This window comes from Marinococcus halotolerans DSM 16375, assembly GCF_000420725.1.
In the GTDB taxonomy this organism is placed as follows: Bacteria; Bacillota; Bacilli; order Bacillales; family Marinococcaceae; genus Marinococcus; species Marinococcus halotolerans.
In genome coordinates this window covers 166,776-182,684 of record NZ_ATVM01000002.1, presented here as the reverse complement: position 1 = coordinate 182,684, position 15,909 = coordinate 166,776, and the positions used below count along the sequence as shown (strand labels likewise).

General features: G+C 50.4%; 17 protein-coding genes and 3 riboswitches. All 17 genes read right to left on the bottom strand.

What is annotated here, in order from left to right; translation table 11 throughout:
- Positions 1-36 precede the first annotated feature (36 nt).
- The gene (locus G548_RS0102370) at positions 37-1,170 is read right to left on the bottom strand and encodes a glycerate kinase (protein ID WP_022792551.1); all 1,134 of its coding nucleotides are present in this window, start codon (positions 1,168-1,170) and stop codon (positions 37-39) included.
- Positions 1,171-1,191: 21 nt separating this feature from the next.
- Positions 1,192-1,641, bottom strand: a complete 450-nt coding sequence (locus G548_RS0102365) for a hypothetical protein (protein ID WP_022792550.1) — start codon at positions 1,639-1,641, stop codon at positions 1,192-1,194.
- A gap of 95 nt (positions 1,642-1,736) precedes the next feature.
- Complete coding sequence (locus G548_RS17145) at positions 1,737-2,219, bottom strand: GtrA family protein (RefSeq protein WP_022792549.1); 483 nt, start codon at positions 2,217-2,219, stop codon at positions 1,737-1,739.
- 31 nt (positions 2,220-2,250) lie between these two features.
- The gene (locus G548_RS17140) at positions 2,251-3,411 is read right to left on the bottom strand and encodes a glycosyltransferase family 4 protein (protein ID WP_022792548.1); all 1,161 of its coding nucleotides are present in this window, start codon (positions 3,409-3,411) and stop codon (positions 2,251-2,253) included.
- Positions 3,412-3,430: 19 nt separating this feature from the next.
- Positions 3,431-4,579: an NAD-dependent epimerase/dehydratase family protein gene (locus G548_RS0102350; RefSeq protein WP_022792547.1), complete on the bottom strand. Its 1,149-nt coding sequence runs from the start codon at positions 4,577-4,579 to the stop codon at positions 3,431-3,433.
- 760 nt (positions 4,580-5,339) lie between these two features.
- The gene (locus G548_RS0102340) at positions 5,340-5,681 is read right to left on the bottom strand and encodes a general stress protein (RefSeq protein WP_022792545.1); all 342 of its coding nucleotides are present in this window, start codon (positions 5,679-5,681) and stop codon (positions 5,340-5,342) included.
- A gap of 60 nt (positions 5,682-5,741) precedes the next feature.
- Positions 5,742-6,761, bottom strand: coding sequence for a ThiF family adenylyltransferase (locus G548_RS0102335; protein ID WP_022792544.1), 1,020 nt, complete (start codon positions 6,759-6,761; stop codon positions 5,742-5,744).
- On the bottom strand, positions 6,758-7,522 hold the full coding sequence (locus G548_RS0102330) for a thiazole synthase (protein ID WP_022792543.1): 765 nt from the start codon (positions 7,520-7,522) through the stop codon (positions 6,758-6,760). Before G548_RS0102330 ends, G548_RS0102335 begins: the two co-directional genes overlap by 4 nt.
- Before the next feature lie 4 nt (positions 7,523-7,526).
- The gene (gene thiS / locus G548_RS0102325) at positions 7,527-7,727 is read right to left on the bottom strand and encodes a sulfur carrier protein ThiS (RefSeq protein ID WP_022792542.1); all 201 of its coding nucleotides are present in this window, start codon (positions 7,725-7,727) and stop codon (positions 7,527-7,529) included.
- Positions 7,711-8,835: a glycine oxidase ThiO gene (gene thiO / locus G548_RS17135; protein ID WP_022792541.1), complete on the bottom strand. Its 1,125-nt coding sequence runs from the start codon at positions 8,833-8,835 to the stop codon at positions 7,711-7,713. The genes thiS and thiO overlap by 17 nt, the downstream gene beginning before the upstream one ends.
- Positions 8,825-9,436: a thiamine phosphate synthase gene (locus G548_RS17130; RefSeq protein ID WP_022792540.1), complete on the bottom strand. Its 612-nt coding sequence runs from the start codon at positions 9,434-9,436 to the stop codon at positions 8,825-8,827. The genes thiO and G548_RS17130 overlap by 11 nt, the downstream gene beginning before the upstream one ends.
- Before the next feature lie 42 nt (positions 9,437-9,478).
- Positions 9,479-9,581: riboswitch (TPP riboswitch) on the bottom strand.
- A gap of 57 nt (positions 9,582-9,638) precedes the next feature.
- Positions 9,639-9,738: riboswitch (TPP riboswitch) on the bottom strand.
- A gap of 55 nt (positions 9,739-9,793) precedes the next feature.
- Entirely contained in the window at positions 9,794-10,693 is a 900-nt protein-coding gene (locus tag G548_RS0102310) for an AEC family transporter (protein WP_022792539.1), read from the bottom strand.
- 57 nt (positions 10,694-10,750) lie between these two features.
- The gene (locus G548_RS0102305; protein ID WP_022792538.1) at positions 10,751-12,223 is read right to left on the bottom strand and encodes a potassium/proton antiporter; all 1,473 of its coding nucleotides are present in this window, start codon (positions 12,221-12,223) and stop codon (positions 10,751-10,753) included.
- A gap of 181 nt (positions 12,224-12,404) precedes the next feature.
- Positions 12,405-12,743, bottom strand: coding sequence for a DUF1516 family protein (locus tag G548_RS0102300; protein ID WP_022792537.1), 339 nt, complete (start codon positions 12,741-12,743; stop codon positions 12,405-12,407).
- 116 nt (positions 12,744-12,859) lie between these two features.
- Positions 12,860-13,177 carry a DMT family transporter gene (locus G548_RS0102295; protein ID WP_022792536.1) on the bottom strand — a complete coding sequence of 106 codons (318 nt, stop codon included), beginning with the start codon at positions 13,175-13,177 and terminating at the stop codon, positions 12,860-12,862.
- Complete coding sequence (locus G548_RS17125; RefSeq protein WP_022792535.1) at positions 13,177-13,518, bottom strand: DMT family transporter; 342 nt, start codon at positions 13,516-13,518, stop codon at positions 13,177-13,179. The genes G548_RS0102295 and G548_RS17125 overlap by 1 nt, the downstream gene beginning before the upstream one ends.
- A gap of 97 nt (positions 13,519-13,615) precedes the next feature.
- Positions 13,616-13,714: riboswitch (guanidine-I (ykkC/yxkD leader) on the bottom strand.
- Between the two features lie 31 nt (positions 13,715-13,745).
- Positions 13,746-15,902: a type IA DNA topoisomerase gene (locus G548_RS17120; RefSeq protein WP_022792534.1), complete on the bottom strand. Its 2,157-nt coding sequence runs from the start codon at positions 15,900-15,902 to the stop codon at positions 13,746-13,748.
- Positions 15,903-15,909: the final 7 nt, after the last annotated feature.

The window sequence follows — 15,909 nt, the reverse complement described above, 5'->3', positions numbered from 1 at the left end:
AAATCCGCTGCCTCTCAAAAAGAAGCAGCGGATTTTTTATGTTTTCCACAGGCCGCCGAGACTCCGGGCCCAGTTTTCGATATATTGGGTGCTTTCCTGCATTGCCTTCTCCAGGGAAACGATGCCCGGCACCATACTGAAAGCAGCATCAATACCTGCTTCATAGACCTTTTCATAGCCTTCACCGAGCTGGCCGGCAACCGCAACGACCGTGCTCCCCTCCGGGGAGGCCTTTGCTACTCCGACCGGTGTTTTCCCAAATACAGTCTGCGCGTCAATTTTTCCTTCACCAGTAATTACAAGCGATGCCCCGGCGCTTCTTTCAGCGAAGCGGCTCTCTTCAAGCACAATGTCTATGCCCGGCTCAAGCGCAGCATTTAAAAAAGCAATCGCCCCGGCCCCCAGGCCTCCCGCTGCCCCAGCTCCTTTTTCCAGGAGCACCGGTTTATGTAGATCCCGTTCGATCACTTCCCCAAAAACAAGCAGCGCTTCGTCCAGCTCCTGCACAGCTCCCGGACCTGCCCCCTTCTGAGGACCATAGACAGCACTCGCTCCTTGCGTTCCCGTGAGCGGATTCGTAACGTCACAGGCCGCACGCACGGTGACTTTGTGAATTCTTTTGTCGAGCCCGTCCGTATTGATGCGGTGCAGATGCTTCAGCGCCCCTCCGCCAGGACCAAGTTCATTTCCGCTCCGGTCCAGGAAGCGAACGCCTAACGCTGCAGCCATCCCGGCCCCGCCGTCATTCGTGGCACTGCCGCCAAGCCCTAAAATGATTCGTTCTGCTCCTTCATCAAGCGCTTTCAAAATCATCTGTCCTGTACCGTAGGACGTAGCCGTTAGCGGGTCCCTGCTTTCTTTGGCCACCAGGCCGATCCCTGAGGCTTCCGCCATTTCGATAACCGCTGTGCGGGACTTCTGGATGTAAACAAATTCAGCCTTTACGGTACTTCCATCCGGACCGACCGCATCCATCGTATGAACTTCCCCGCCAAGACCATCCTGGAGCGACTGCGTGGTTCCTTCGCCGCCATCGGCCATGGGAATCAGCTCTGTAACGAGATCGCCAGCGTTTCCAATCCCCTGGCGGAAGCCCTTTTCAATTGCCCTGGCAGCCTCCATGGCTGTCATGCTTTCCTTGAATGAATCCGGTGCGATTACTACTTTCAAATTTGCCTCCTCCTTTACGCTTTATGACTGGTTCGGATAAATAGAAGCTGCGTGCTGCTCCAGCATTTTTTCAAACAGCCACTTTTTTTCCGGCAGCGGCAGCATACAGTCAAAAGGGGTCATGTCATCGTTTTTAAAAAAGCCGAGCGTGCCCTGGCAAAAACCGCAATAGGACGTTTGATGCGTTAATGGCTGCTCGTCCGGGAACCAGTCATTTTCCGAAGGAACAAACTCGCCGCTCATGTTCCAGCCGGTGCCATCGGTTAACTGTACAGAAGCCAAAAGTTTGTATGCCTTCCGGCCTCCCTCTCCGTCCGCAGACGCCATCTGTACGTAGGAATCCGACACCTGAAGCAGGCGGGGAATTTCATTTTCCCGCAGCTCCCGAAAGGACGGGGTTTCCTGTCCCGTCTGGCGCAGATAGTCTATATGCTCCTGATACCTCGATAAGTATAAGTGAATAGGTTCCAATTTGTTTCCTCCTTTTTTCCAGTATACCATGAGTATTCTTTTGGATAATAAAAGAACACCCCGCTCCGCTGCAGCAGCGGCTCTGAGATGTTCTTCTACTGGTTTTCTTCCCGTGAGGATTGTTCACGGTTTGGATACCGGCGGTTAAAGTCTTTAAACACAAAGTATTTCATCATAAAGAAACTCGCCGTGAACGAAGCCAGCATTGCCAGTCCCTTAGCCAGGTTCTGGCGGATCCATGTCGGTACTCCAAGTGCCTGAAATAAAGCATTAAATCCTAAAAATACGGCGTTATTAATACCAAGGCTGATCAGCCCCTGAATAATAAAGACTAGCCGCTGGCGGGTGCTTCCTTTCGCGGAATCCCGGAACGTAATAAACACGTTCCAGATGTAGCTGTTTGTTACCGCCAGCGCGTAAGCAATCGTATTAAAAAGCGTTAAAGTCATCCGTTCTTCACTTGGAAAAAGAAATAGAAGCAGGTTTAACGCTCCTATATCGACTACAGCGTTCGTTACACCAATCACACTAAACTGAAGCGCTTGAAGAGGACCACGCCGCTTTTGATTCTTACCCATAGAACCCCTCTGTTCTTGATGAAATCTCCGCTTACCGGCGTTCTTCTGAAACTGTGTCATCATGTTCCGCCGTTTTTGAATTCTTCACGCCGGCCGCTTCTTTGTATAGATCCCGGATTTGCTCTGCCGCCGCTTCCCATCCGAATTCAGCAACATCCGTAAAGGCCTGGTCGGCCAGACGTTTACGGAGGGTTTCATCTTCAAAACGGCAGACAGTATTTTTAAAGTCATCTTGAGCATGCGGGTCATACAAAAGGCCATTACGTTCTGATGTCAGCTGTTCCTTTGTCGGCCCGCTTTCTGCCGCCACCAGGGGGAGGCCGGAGGCCATTGCTTCCATGATCACAAGCCCCAGCGTTTCCGTTGTGGAAGGAAAAACAAATACGTCGGAGGAGGCAAACGTAGACGCCAGCTCATTCCCGTGCATAAATCCTGTAAACACGGTATCTGTGCCTTCGAAATGCTTTTCCAGCTCCTCGCGGTGGGGCCCGTCTCCTACAATGGCCAGGCAAAACTTGTCCGAAGCCTCAAGGACATCACGGATTTTTTCGATCTCTTTTTCAGCCGCAAGTCTTCCTACATAAAGCAGCAGCGTTCTGTCACTTTTTCCACCGGAAAGCCGCTCCCGCATTTTTCTGCTGTGGTGTCTGGGGTGGAATTGTTCGGTATCTACTCCCCGTTTCCACAAATGCATGCGTTCAAACCTTTTTTCCTGGAGTTCTGTCTGCACGGTCTGCGAGGTGCAGAGATTAATGTCTGCTTTGTTATGCAGGCGCCGCACGTACCACCACATCAGCCATTTCAGCATGCCCAGATTATAGTAGGACATATACTGGGTCAGGTTGGTATGGTAGGAGGCAACCAGCGGCACGCCAAGCTTTTTCGCATAGTTCACACCCGAATAGCCTACAACCGCCGGGTTTACGACGTGCACGACATCAGGCCCGAAATCCTGTATATACTTTTTGACTACCCGGTTCGGGAGAGCGAACTTCTTTGAACGATAAAAAGGGAGGGCGCGCGCAGGCACCCCTTTCACTTCTGCTCCATCAAATTCATACACACCCAGATCCGGGGCTACAATCTGTACTTCATGACCATCACGATGCAGCCAGCGGATGCAGGCTGTTAATCGTGTAACGATTCCATCTGTAGAAGGCAGAAAAGTCTCGGTGATGATCATTATCTTCATAGAAGACAACTCCCCGTTTTTATTTCCAACTCACACCCGGCAATACGTTCTCTTCAATTACCCGCTCTTTATGCTCAATTACCGCTTTTAAGATATGGCGGATAACATCGTCAGTTAAAAAGTGCGGCTCCAGTCCCAAGTCCAGAAGGTTGGTGTTTACTGCTTCAAGGAAATGCTCTTCAAGCTCCACCCGTGGATTCTCGAGATGATCCACATTAATGTGGTAGCCTTCTTCTTCCGCTACCTTTTTCACCCGTTCTGCGAGTTCGAGTACAGAGAAGTCTTCAGTAAACTGGTTGAACACACGGAATTCTCCAGGTTCAGCCGGCTTTTCTGCTGCAATTTCCACACAGCGGACTGTATCTTCAAGGTTCAGGAAGCCGCGGGTCTGACCGCCTTTTCCGTAAACTGTTAAATTCCGGCCGATGGCAGACTGAATGATAAAACGATTCAGCGCTGTCCCAAAGACACCGTCGTAGTCCAGGCGGTTGGTAAGCACTGGATCCATATTGGTTTCATTCGTATCCAGGCCGTAGACGATGCCCTGGTTTAAGTCTGTCGCGCGGATGCCCCATACACGGCAGGCAAACATAATGTTATGGCTGTCATGCACTTTTGATAAATGATAGAACGACCCCGGCTGTTTTGGAAACGGAAGGCGGTCTTTGCGGCCCTTGTGTTCCACTTCCAGGTAACCTTCTTCAATTGGAATATTCGGCGTGCCGTATTCTCCCATTGTGCCAAGCTTAATCAGATGGCAGTCCGGCGCCATTTCTTTAATAGCATAAAGCACGTTCAAATTCCCTACTACGTTATTAACCTGGGTGTAGACTGCATGCTCGCGGTCTATCATCGAATAAGGAGCAGAACGCTGTTCAGCAAAGTGAACGAACGCTTCCGGTTTTTCCTGCTCCATAACCTGCTGCAGGAAATCGTAATGCTGAAGATCCCCTTCGTATGTACGTATTTCTTTTCCTGTCAGCTCTTTCCACTTCGCTACCCGGTCTTCAAGGCTTGCAATCGGGGTAATCGAGTTAGAATGAAGCTCATCATCAATTTTCCTGCGTACCATACTGTCGATAATTGAAACGTCATGACCCTGCTTTGATAAGTAAAGCGCGGTCGGCCAACCACAAAATCCATCTCCACCTGCAACAATAATTTTCACGTCAGTTACCTCCACATCATTTAATACAATCTAATAATTCAAACAAGCATAATTCTATGGGTATCTATAAGGTAATTCCTACCTCGTAGAGTGCAAGTTGCCGTCGTATATGTACATCCGAGTAGAATTCCCATCGAAACAATACCACTCTCCTTATATTAACGCAACTATTTGTCTATATACCACCGTTATTCTATCATACTAACTAATCATTGCAGCTGTCACAGCCATAATTCATAAAAATTACATAAAATTCATAGAAAAGCGAAGGGTGTTATTTAAATGATGTTCGATTAAAATCGCTACATCCTGTAGCAACATCGAACTGACCCGCCTCGTGCGGGCCGCTAAACGGCTCGTCGGTTTCAGTCGGCTTGAGACGAAGTCGCAAACGATCTGAAATCACGAATGGATTAAGCTGGTAACACCCGAAGCTGGACATCGAAAAGCGGAGGAAGCCTGTTCAACGGTGCGGGCCCTAGAAGAGCTTTGGATAAAGAGGCCTTTTCTCTTTACCAAAGATCTGAAGGGACACGCCGCCGTTGGCTTCCAGAGCTGGACATCGAAAAGCGGAGGAGCCTTGCTCAACCGCGACAGGTACTTCCCAGACGTACAGGGCAGCCTGCTGCCCGAAACCGGCTGGAAAGTAATCCCGAGCGGTTAGGCTCCGTAGCTGGACATCGAAAAACGAGAGTGAATATTAACCGAACTGCCCCGCCTCCTCCCGGCGCTCCAAGACTGAATAAAATCCGGAAAAGATTCACTTTTCAAAAGAGAATTTTTCCGGATCTTCATCCACCACAATTAATATATTATGTTCCTCCAGCTGTTCGCTCAGTTCACGCGCTTCTTTATCGCCATAGCCCAGCTTTGTTAATCGTTCATAAATATCGGAGGCCCCGTTGCGGAAAAGCTGTTTCACAAACTCCACCGGACTTGTAGCGTCTGCTTCTGTATCACTTACTTTTAGTTCTTTCGCAGTCGCTTTTTCCGCCTCAAGAGCCAAAGCGTAAATCTGTTCTCTTTGAACACCCTGCATTTTTAATTTATCTACAGCCTTCTGTGCTTCTTCTACAGATGAAAAAATACGAGCGGTAGGCAATAGTTCCCCCTCCTTGCAAGGAACATTACCACTCCGCCCGTAAAACGAAACAAGGAATATTTATCCTCCAATATATCTCTGGTACAACGACCTTGCTTCCACTTCCCCGGAAACCCCGTGAATGATGGCTCTTCCGTCTTTAAAGAGCACCAGCCGCTTGTCTTCAATATTTAACACCAGCAGATGCTGATTCGCTTTGGAGACGTGCTGCTTATGAACATTCGCCGTCTGCTCCAGTGACACCTGCATATCAGGAAGAGGCTTCACCTGTACGGCGTCCCTGCCGCACAACGTCTCCGCCTTGCTTCTTCCACTCCATGCGAGCGCCGGATACGCTGGCGATGCCCCGCAGGAGGGACAATTCTCCTCCTGCAGCGAGTCTACATGAATAGAAGAAGTCTCGTTCGACCATACATCAAACGACCACAGCGTTCCGCGGAGCTGTTCAAAGGAATGAGTAAGCAGCTTCATCGCTTCGGTCACCTGAGTGGCGCTTACGAATTGGACCGCCGGGGCAATAATTCCCACCGTGTCACACGTTTCACCTTCCATCGGAATACCCTTCATCAGGCAGCGAAGACATGGTCCCTGTCCCGGCCTTACTGTGTAGCTCAGTCCGTACGCGCCTACACAGGCTCCGTAGATCCAGGGGAGCCTGTGCTTCAACGCTGTATCATTAATCATCAGCCTCGTCTCCATATTATCCAGCCCATCAATAATAAGATCTGCGGGCAGACAATTTTCAAGCACGGCCGGATCTGCTTCTCCGACAATAATTTCAATAGAAGCATCACTCCGGATATCGAGCAGCCGCTTTTTCGCCGCTTCTGCTTTTGGCGTCCAGGCCGCTGCGTCTGCTTCCGTGTAAAGCTGCTGGCGCTGCAGGTTGCTTTCTTCCACATAATCCCGGTCGATTAGCGTTAATTTCCCAATCCCCGCGCGTACAAGGGTTTCGGCTGTTAAACTCCCAAGCGCGCCGGCCCCTACCACTATGACATGAGCCTCCTGCAGCCTTTCCTGACCGCTCCGGCCGATTCCGTGAAATAACCGCTGCCGGGAAAAACGTTCTTCCGTATTCAAATGCTGAGGCCTCCTAAAGGGCTGCTTGCCTGGGCATAGAATTTTTTATCAATGCGCCCTGCTTCTGCGCCAAGCGCGCCAGCCCTCACTGCCAGTTTCATCGCTTCTGCCATTTTTACAGGATCGCCCGCTCCTGAAACAGCTGTATTTAACAGGATGCCATCAGCGCCGAGCTCCATTGCGTAAGCAGCATCCTTCGGGCTCCCAATGCCGGCATCTACAATCACCGGAACCTCCGCCTGTTCAATAATATGGGACAGGTTGTACGGGTTAATGATGCCAAGCCCCGTGCCTATAGGGGAGGCCCCGGGCATCACTGCATGAACCCCAAGCTCCTGAAGCTTTCTAGCAAGCACAACGTCATCGGACGTATACGCAAGGACGGTAAACCCTTCATTCAGCAGCTCCTCCGAGGCCCGGAGCGTTTCCACCGGATCCGGCAGAAGCGTTTTGTCACAGCCGATCACTTCTACTTTAATCATGTCGCACATGTTCGCTGCCTCAGCCAGTTTCGCTGTCCGCACAGCCTCTTCCGCCGTTTTGGCCCCCGCTGTATTTGGGAGCAGCCGGTACCTGGACACATCCATCTGTTCAAATGGATCTGGCTGGCTGCTGTCAAACAGGTTCATTCTCCGAACGGCGAAGGTCAGTACCTCCGTTTCCGATGCTTCTACAGCCTGCAGCTGGGTCTTAGCGTCCTTATATTTTCCGGTGCCGAGAAATAAATTCGATTCGAACGTCATATTGCCAATGTTAAGCATTTGTTCATCCGCCTCCTACAAAATGAATGATTTCGATTCTGTCCCCGTCCATTAAACCTTCCCGCTCGTGAAATTCTTCAATTACAATAGTGCCGTTGCGTTCCACCACCGTTTTTTTGTGGGCGATCTGAAGCTCTTCCAGTAAATCGGCTACAGTTTTGCTGTTCTCAATATTCTGTAATTGACCATTAAGCGTGATCTGCATGAATAACTCCTCCCTTTCGTATTTGAGGGTCTACCGCAAATAAGTGCTTCCAGTCTTCGCGGACGCTTTCTCCTTCAATCCGGGCAGCCATCCATTGTCCGCTCAGTGCTGAAAGCAGAATACCGTTTCTGTAATGACCGGTCATTACCCACAGGCCCCGGCTGGTCTGTCCCATATATGGCAGCCCGTCTCCTGTCTGCGGCCGGACGCCGCTCCAAAATCTTTCAATGCTTGCATGCTTCAGACCCGGCACTAAATGAACAGCTGCTTTCATCAGCTCCTGCATCGAGGCTACACTGACTCCTGTACTCGAGTCCCCGGGCTTTTCTGTGGCACCGATAAAGATTTCCCCGTCCTTTTTCGGGACAATATACACCTGCGGCGTGTGCAGGGTGTGTCTCAAATTTCCACGGGGCATGCGTACGGACAAGCACTCCCCTTTCACCGGATAGAGCGTAAAATCCTTTTCATCCAACAGCTCCGCTCCGGCGCTCCCCCCGGTAAAAACCACTTCTTTTGCTTCAATCATTCCTTCATTTGTTTTCACGCCACAGATCCGGCCGTCAGCTTCTAAAAGAAGGTTCACTGAAGTGTTTTCCCGTATAATTGCCCCGCAGGCCTTTGCTGCCTTGGCAAGGGCCGCTGTCCATTCAAAGGCACGGAGCTGTCCGTCTTTTGGAATCGACCAGGCACCCCGGATATTTTCGGAAAGCGCCGGCTCCCTGCGCAGTGCTTCATGTGTCGAAAGCCACTCCGCCCCGTAGCCGCGCCCTGCAGCTCGCCGGTATTTATCTTCTCCCGCCTTATCCCATACAGGCTTCAGCATTCCGTTGTTCACGTAGGAGACATCCATTCCACTGAGCGCTTCCACTTCGGGCACCATCTCTTCAAACAGCGCCCGGCTTTCCAGGGCGAATTCCTGAAAAAGGTCAGAGCCCTCCCACTCGGACTGCGCTCCGAGCATGCCGGCAGCCGCTTTTGACGCTCCGGCGGCAATAGAGTCTTTCTCGATTACCATTACACGGCGGCCGCGTTTGCTTAACTGATAGGCAAGCGAGCATCCCTGCACGCCTGCGCCTACAATAAGAACTTCTGTATCAGCCTTCATTGTTATCACTCCTTAACCGGGCTCTGAGCTCCCCGGCTGCTTTTCCGGGTTCTGCAGCCGCGTAAAAATATGCAATGGCTGCCACCCCGGACGCTCCGCAGTTCATACACTCCACTGCTTTGTCAGCATCAATTCCTCCTATGGCGATTACGGGAATACGGACGCTTTCCGCCACAGCCTTCAACGCCCGTGCTCCGCGCGGTGGCTTTCCGGGCTTACTGCCTGAGGCAAATACATGACCGAAATACAGCCATGACGCTCCCTGCTGTTCGCTTTTTTCCGCCGCTTCCACAGAGTGAACGGACTGCCCCCAGCCTGCAGACGCCGGATAGACCGTACGACGCTCCGGCAGGTGAGCACCGGCCAGCCCGTATGCAGCAGCAAGCTCCGGTTCATCATTTATGATCAGCTGCTTCGGGGCGATCCCTTCGTTTAACGCCCATTCAATGGCCGTTTCTTTTTCACGCCTTGTCCATTCAGGCGCCCGTACATGCACGTAATCAACGATCCCTGTCAGCTCTCTCGTTTTGTTCCACCATGCTGCCGCCGTTATATTTGGCGGCGATACGGCGTGAATGCACGGCTTTGGTTTATTATCCATAAAAAAACCTCCTTCCAGAAGGAAGGAGGCTGCCCGTTAAAAGGTTCAACATGGCTGCTTCCCTCCGCTGGATCTCCAGATCAGGTTCAAAGGGTTCCGGACAGTTCTCCGGTCTCAGCCTCAGCAGGCACCCCCAGCAAATATAATATTTTCCCACAAAAAACCCCGCCTTCGTTAGAAAGCGGGGGGAGATAGTCGTATCAGCATCTCTTCCCCACTTCCCTACGCTGGTATAATCCAGATCAGGTTCAAAGGGATCAGCTTTACGCTGTCTCAGCCAACAGGCACCCCTAGTGGTTTGATATTACTTCCATCTTAACGCGGTACTCTTCTTCCGTCAATTCACCCCGGAGCTTTTCAGGCCTGGAAAATCGACAGCACCACCCACAGGGAGGGGACGCTTAAAATAGTCGTCACCAGTGTAATACTTGAAACAAGCTGGGGATTGGAATCAAACTGTACGGAAATCATTGCCATGGTTGCTGCACTCGGCATCGCTGTTGAAACAACCAGCACGGTCGTTAACGTTTCACCGGTCTGCAGCAGCAGAGCGATCACGTAGGCAAGAGCCGGTGCAAATACCAGCCGTAAAAACGTGCCTGCACTCACAAGCTTCCAATCCATGCTTTTCACGGATATCCGTGCAAGCTGCATGCCGAGGATAATCATAACTACCGGAATCGCAGCGCTCGCGAGCATATCAAGGGCTTCATAATAGGTCGCCCCGACCGGTATTCCGGTCAGCTGAAAGACGATGCCTGCGAGCAGCGCATAAAATACCGGCATCCGCAGTACCGTTCGAAACGCGTCGGCCGCATCCATATTGGCACTGTTTGCAATATAGACGCCTACAGTATTCATCAGCATCGTCTGAATAACCATAAAAACGATGGAGTAGGCAAAGGCTGTATCACCGAACGCAAAAGCAATTAAGGGAGCACCGTAGTTCCCCGCATTCATAAATACAGTAGAGAGCATCATGCCGGTTTCGTTAGCCTTCGGCCATTTACGCACATAAGACACCAATTTGATCAATCCGGTCATGACCGCTAAAAACACCACGGAAAACAGAGCCATCGACAGCATATCGCTGTTTAGCTCCCTTTCATAGAAAGTCCGGAAAACAAGCGCAGGCGTCAATACATAAAGAGCGACAGCCGAAACCGGCCGAATATCCACTGCCTGTCTTTTCTGCAGCAAATAGCCAATCGTAAATATTAAAATGATTGGGATCAATACATTGATCAGCACACCCATGCCGAGCCCTTCCTTCTTTTCTCAAATTTAACGCATCTTAACGCCGACCGCTTTCTGTTAGTAATCGTGCCGAAGCATCTGCTTTAAAATACGCTTCTCTTTGCGTGAGACAAGAATATATAAATAATCACCGGCCTGGATTACTGTCTCCCCAACCGGAGTGACCAGCTCATCGTCCCGGACAATCGCGCTGATCAGCGCGGATGCCGGAAATTCAACACTTTGAAGCGTCTGGCCGACAATCGGCGTCGCTTCATTCGTTTGAAATTCCATAATTTCTGCATTCGCTTTTCCGAGGGAGACAATCTCCAGGGAATGAGTCGGTGTTTCCCGGAGCGGGCCGGACAGGTGAAGCCACTTCGCTAATGGAGCTATGGTTGCCCCCTGGATCAGCGCGGACGTCAGCACAATAAAGAAGACGACGTTAAAAATCTGGCTGCCCGATTCCACACCGGCAACGATCGGGTATGTAGCCAGGATGATTGGTACTGCCCCTCGCAGGCCCGCCCAGGATAAAAATACGTTCTGCTTCGGCTTGTATCCGAAAAATGAAGTAGACAAAAATGTCGCAAGAGGCCGTGCCACAAACATTAACACTGCTGACAAAGCGAGCCCCATGGAAATGTTTGACCATGTCAAAATATCTCTCGGGAATGCAAGCAGACCGAGGATAATAAACATGCTTATTTGAGACATCCACGCCATTCCTTCATTAAACCGGTAAATCGGCTGACGGTAAATCAAATCAGAGTTTCCTATCAAAAGCGCCGCTACGTACACTGCCAAAAACCCGCTCGCGCTCATGCTGGAAGTCACACTGTAGGTTAACAGCGCAAAAGCGATCGCAAACAGAGGGTAGAGCCCACTCGAATCTAGATTAATACGGTTAATGGTCCAGGAGGCTGCCCATCCGAACAGGCCGCCCATCGCAAAACCAACGCCCATCTGCCAGAAAAAAGCACCGGATAAAAGCCATACGTTCGGCGAATCTGCCAATATTAATTCAATAAAGAAGAGCGTTAAAAACACGGCCATCGGGTCGTTGCTTCCCGATTCCGCTTCGAGGGTGGACCCCATTTTTTTATCAATGCTCCGCCCCTTCAAGGCGGCAAAGACTGCGGCAGCGTCTGTCGAACCGACTGTAGCCCCGAGAAGCATTGCTTCGAGCCAGCTCAGATCGAGCAGCTGCTTTGCCACGAGCCCCATTAAAGCAGCTGTAAACAAAACGCCAAACGTGGCGAGCGTTACGGAGGGCCCCACTACTGGTTTAATGTCACGCCACCTCGTCTGGGTCCCCCCTTCAAACAGAATAATAATCAGGGCTATAATCCCAACGGTTTGGGCAAGCTGGACATTTTCAAAGTCGATAATGCCAAAACCATCATTTCCCATCAGCATACCTAGAATTATAAACAAAATAAGCGAAGGCACGCCGAGACGTGTCGAAAATTTTGTCACGACGACACCTAAAATAAGCAGAAGTGCTCCTAATAATATAAATGAATCGACATTCGCGTTCCCTTCAAACAATCCCCGCCTCCTCCTTTCTCCTGCCACCACTGTTCCTATGGCTTTTTTATGTATTACTTGCATGGTACATGTAATTGTCGTTTAAAAAATACCGGCCTTCGGGCGCTTTGGTGTATCTTTTCTATACCCAAAAATGCCCTCATATAAAAAAGCATGCTGCAAAAACAGCATGCTCTCTTTATTACCCAATTACATCGTAGCCGATGGATAGGATAATTGCGAATAAAATGATCCATATAATCCAAAACATGGCGTGTTTTCTGCCTGCCCGCCGACGGACAAACATCATTTCCATCACGCCGATAAATATCAGGGCCAACACCCCTTTTATAATGGACAGGAGCGGAAATCCGTACAGCGCCACCATGCCTGCACCAGAAAGAATCATGATAACTACAAACAGCCGTTCAATCATCATGGTCACTTTTTGTTTTGGAAACAGATAGCTGATCAAAAAGAAAATGATCAAAAACGCCCATGAGCCGGAATGTGCTTCGTATAAAATACTCTGAAGATCCATATGTTTTCCTCCTTTCATCTTTCATTGCTTTACTGCTCCAAATGTTTCACCTGATTGTAACTATAATCAAAATAAAGCCTTCGCTCAAGCCATAACGGCTTTTGTTTTTGAACGTTTTATGGCGCTATCAGCTTCAGGCCCACCACAGAAGCAAGGATTAACGCGATACTGATAAGCCTCCCCGTGTTTGCCGGCTCTTTGTACCAAAGCATCCCGAACAGCGCGCTGCCCGTGGCCCCTATCCCTGTCCAGACGGCGTAGGCAGTTCCCATCGGGAGAGTCTGCATCGCAAGGGAAAGAAGAAAAAAGCTTGCTCCAAACCCGGCTGCAATCAAAAGCAGCGGCCAGACGACCCGCTTTTGAATCCATTCGTTAATCATCGAAACACCAATCATCTCAAAAATACCCGCACCGATCAAATACAGCCACGTCATCACTGACCACCGCTCCCTTCATTTACTTTTGCCCGGCCGGAGGCTGTATGAAGCCCCGCGATTCCGGCAATCAGCATGAAAATAAAGACCAGCTTGATCCATTCGAATGGCTGGCCGAAAAAGATCATATCGAGAACCGTCGTTCCGATCGTTCCGATGCCGACAAAGGCTACATATGATGTACCTACCGGAAGGTGTTCTCCCGCCCGGATTAAAAAGAAAAAGCTCAGCACGATAGCCACCAGCGTACCGGCCCATTCCCATCCAGATGATGCATGCTTCAAACCGATGACCCAGAGAATTTCAAATGCTGCTGCCACAACGACGTTGATCCATCCCATTACAGCCCCTCCTTGCCGGCGCTTTCTTAATTATTTCCCGGAAATATTTATTACAGCTTTCAACCGCGAAAAAACCCGGGAAGTCTTCGCAGCGAAGATCTCCCGGGTTTTTATCCCTCCGTGGCGCAAACTATTCGTCTGCGGGTTTTCTCTCGGACCAGACCGGCTCTGCCGCGGAACCCTAGAAAACATTCTGGGTATCAGTATATCAAATTTCTGGATATTGTCTACGAGGAGGCATTGTCTTTAGCCGGAAACACAAATTCCACGCCATTTTCTTTTCGTTTTAATTTGGCGTCAAACGGCTTTTTGCCTTTAAACCCTTTGATCACCTGGGTTTCCCCTTTTTCACACAGCTTTTTAACCTGCGCCTGGGTAATTCTTTTCTTCAATAACGTTTTCGGCACGGTGAATTTGCAGCCATTCGCATATTCACTACAGCCGTAGAAGGACTTCCGCTCCATCATCTGCCCCTTTTGGCATACCGGACAGAGGGCAATTGGCTCTGCGCGCTGCGGCTGTTTTTTGGAGGAGGCGACCTGGTCGGGATTTGTCTGCATATTCGTTATACCTGCGGGCGCTTCTTCAACCAGTTTTTTCGTAAAAGCCTCTGTCTGCTTTAAAAAAGCTTCCTTATCCGCTTCCCCGCTGCCAATCTGCTTTAAAAAGGCTTCCCATTTCGCGGTGAGCAGCGGCTTGGACAAAAGCGTTCCCTCCACTACTTCGCACAGTGCCCGGCCTTTGGCGGTCACATCCACAATATTCTTTTGAATTCGGATATATTCCTGCTTTTGCAGCGTCTGAATAATGGTGCTGCGTGTCGCTTCAGTACCGAGGCCTTCCGTTTCCTGCAATACTTTTTTAGACGTTTCATCATCCTCGATCCATTTGCCACAGGACTTCATCATGTTGATCAGCTGTCCTTCGGTGTAAGGCTTGGGCGGCTGGGTTTCTTTTTCAGCCGCCTGGACGTATGCCTTAACCTGCTCTTTTTCGGCTAGTGGAGGAAGAGTGTTGTCCTCCTGGTCTTTCTTCTTCCTGGGCGCCGGAAAGAGCTCCTTCCAGCCCAGCTGCCGGTCCACCCGGCCTTTACTTTCAAAAATAAGCCCATGGACGTTCGTTTCCACCGTCGTTTCTTCATACACATAGTTCCGGTGAAACATCGCGAGCACGCTATTCATGACTTCTTTGTACACCTGCTGCTGGGCCCTGTTCAGCTTTTCAAACTGAGTCTGGCTCAGCACTTTTTTAGTCGGAATGATCGCATGGTGCTCCTGAACTTTGCTTCCGTCTACAAACCGCTTCGAGGGAGTGGTGGATGCCGGCTCGAAGGAGGCGTTCATGCACTCCTGCATCCGGGACAGATTTCCTTTTAAGTAGTTAAATTCCCCTGATGTGATGTGGCGGGTGTCCGTTCTCGGATAGGAAACAGCTTTTAATGGTTCGTCATACAGGCTCTGCACCGTTTTCAGCACGGCCGACGGACTCATTTTATACTTCTTGTTCATCGTCGTCTGCAGACTCGACAGCGAATGAAGAAGCGGGGGCTTTTCCTGTTTCTCTTCTTTTTTTACGCTCCTGACCGTGCCTTCGGTATCCTTTTTCAGTCCGTGCTCCTTCCAAATCCGGAGCACCTCTTCCTTTGAGCCGAAGCGCTTTTTATACTTTCCTTTATACTCTCCTGCTTCCGCTCGGAAGGTTCCTTCAAGCTCCCAGTAAGGCTCGGGCTCAAACGCCTCAATTTCCTTCTGCCGGTCGTAAATAAGCTTGAGTGTCGGCGTCTGGACCCTGCCGACGCTGAACACTTCATTGATGCCCTTCTGCTTTAACAGCAGCGTATACAGACGGCTCGCATTCATCCCGACAATCCAGTCGGAAAACTGGCGGGCGCGTGCCTCCTCATAAAGAGGAAGATAGTCCGCTCCTTCCCGGAGCTGCTCGAACCCTTTATACACTTCATCCTTTTCGAGGCTGTTGATCCAAAGGCGCCGGGTTGGTTTATGGGACGTTTTCGTATAGTCGATAACGCTACGGGCGATGTTTTCACCTTCCCGGTCGCAGTCGGTCGCAATAATAATGCTGTCAGCTTCCTGCAGCATCTGCTTGACGACCTTCAGCTGCTTGAATGCCTTTGGATTAGGCTTGAATCGGAAATGGGCGGGAAGCATCGGGAGGGTATCGAGCGACCATTTCTTCCAGGATGATTCGTAATCGGCCGGGGCCCGGAGCTCGAGCAGATGACCAAATCCCCAGGTGAGCACCGCCCCTTCCGGAAACAGGCTGCACGGCTTCAGCCGCATATAGCCGTCCTTTTTCTCCTGTATTTGAAATGCGGCCGCATAAGCTTTTGCCTGGGACGGCTTCTCCGCTAGTATAACTGGCATAAAGAAA

What these genes read in the sequence shown, in the direction of transcription:
- G548_RS17145 (WP_022792549.1), bottom strand. Translation starts at nt 2,219, where the DNA reads ATGGGTAAGAATCAAAAGCGGCGTGGTCCTCTTCAAGCGCTTCAGTTT.
- G548_RS17140 (WP_022792548.1), bottom strand. Translation starts at nt 3,411, where the DNA reads ATGAAGATAATGATCATCACCGAGACTTTTCTGCCTTCTACAGATGGA.
- G548_RS0102330 (WP_022792543.1), bottom strand. Translation starts at nt 7,522, where the DNA reads ATGCTTAACATTGGCAATATGACGTTCGAATCGAATTTATTTCTCGGC.
- thiS (WP_022792542.1), bottom strand. Translation starts at nt 7,727, where the DNA reads ATGCAGATCACGCTTAATGGTCAATTACAGAATATTGAGAACAGCAAA.
- thiO (WP_022792541.1), bottom strand. Translation starts at nt 8,835, where the DNA reads ATGAAGGCTGATACAGAAGTTCTTATTGTAGGCGCAGGCGTGCAGGGA.
- G548_RS17130 (WP_022792540.1), bottom strand. Translation starts at nt 9,436, where the DNA reads ATGGATAATAAACCAAAGCCGTGCATTCACGCCGTATCGCCGCCAAAT.
- G548_RS0102310 (WP_022792539.1), bottom strand. Translation starts at nt 10,693, where the DNA reads ATGGGTGTGCTGATCAATGTATTGATCCCAATCATTTTAATATTTACG.
- G548_RS0102300 (WP_022792537.1), bottom strand. Translation starts at nt 12,743, where the DNA reads ATGGATCTTCAGAGTATTTTATACGAAGCACATTCCGGCTCATGGGCG.
- G548_RS0102295 (WP_022792536.1), bottom strand. Translation starts at nt 13,177, where the DNA reads ATGACGTGGCTGTATTTGATCGGTGCGGGTATTTTTGAGATGATTGGT.
- G548_RS17125 (WP_022792535.1), bottom strand. Translation starts at nt 13,518, where the DNA reads ATGGGATGGATCAACGTCGTTGTGGCAGCAGCATTTGAAATTCTCTGG.
- G548_RS17120 (WP_022792534.1), bottom strand. Translation starts at nt 15,902, where the DNA reads ATGCCAGTTATACTAGCGGAGAAGCCGTCCCAGGCAAAAGCTTATGCG.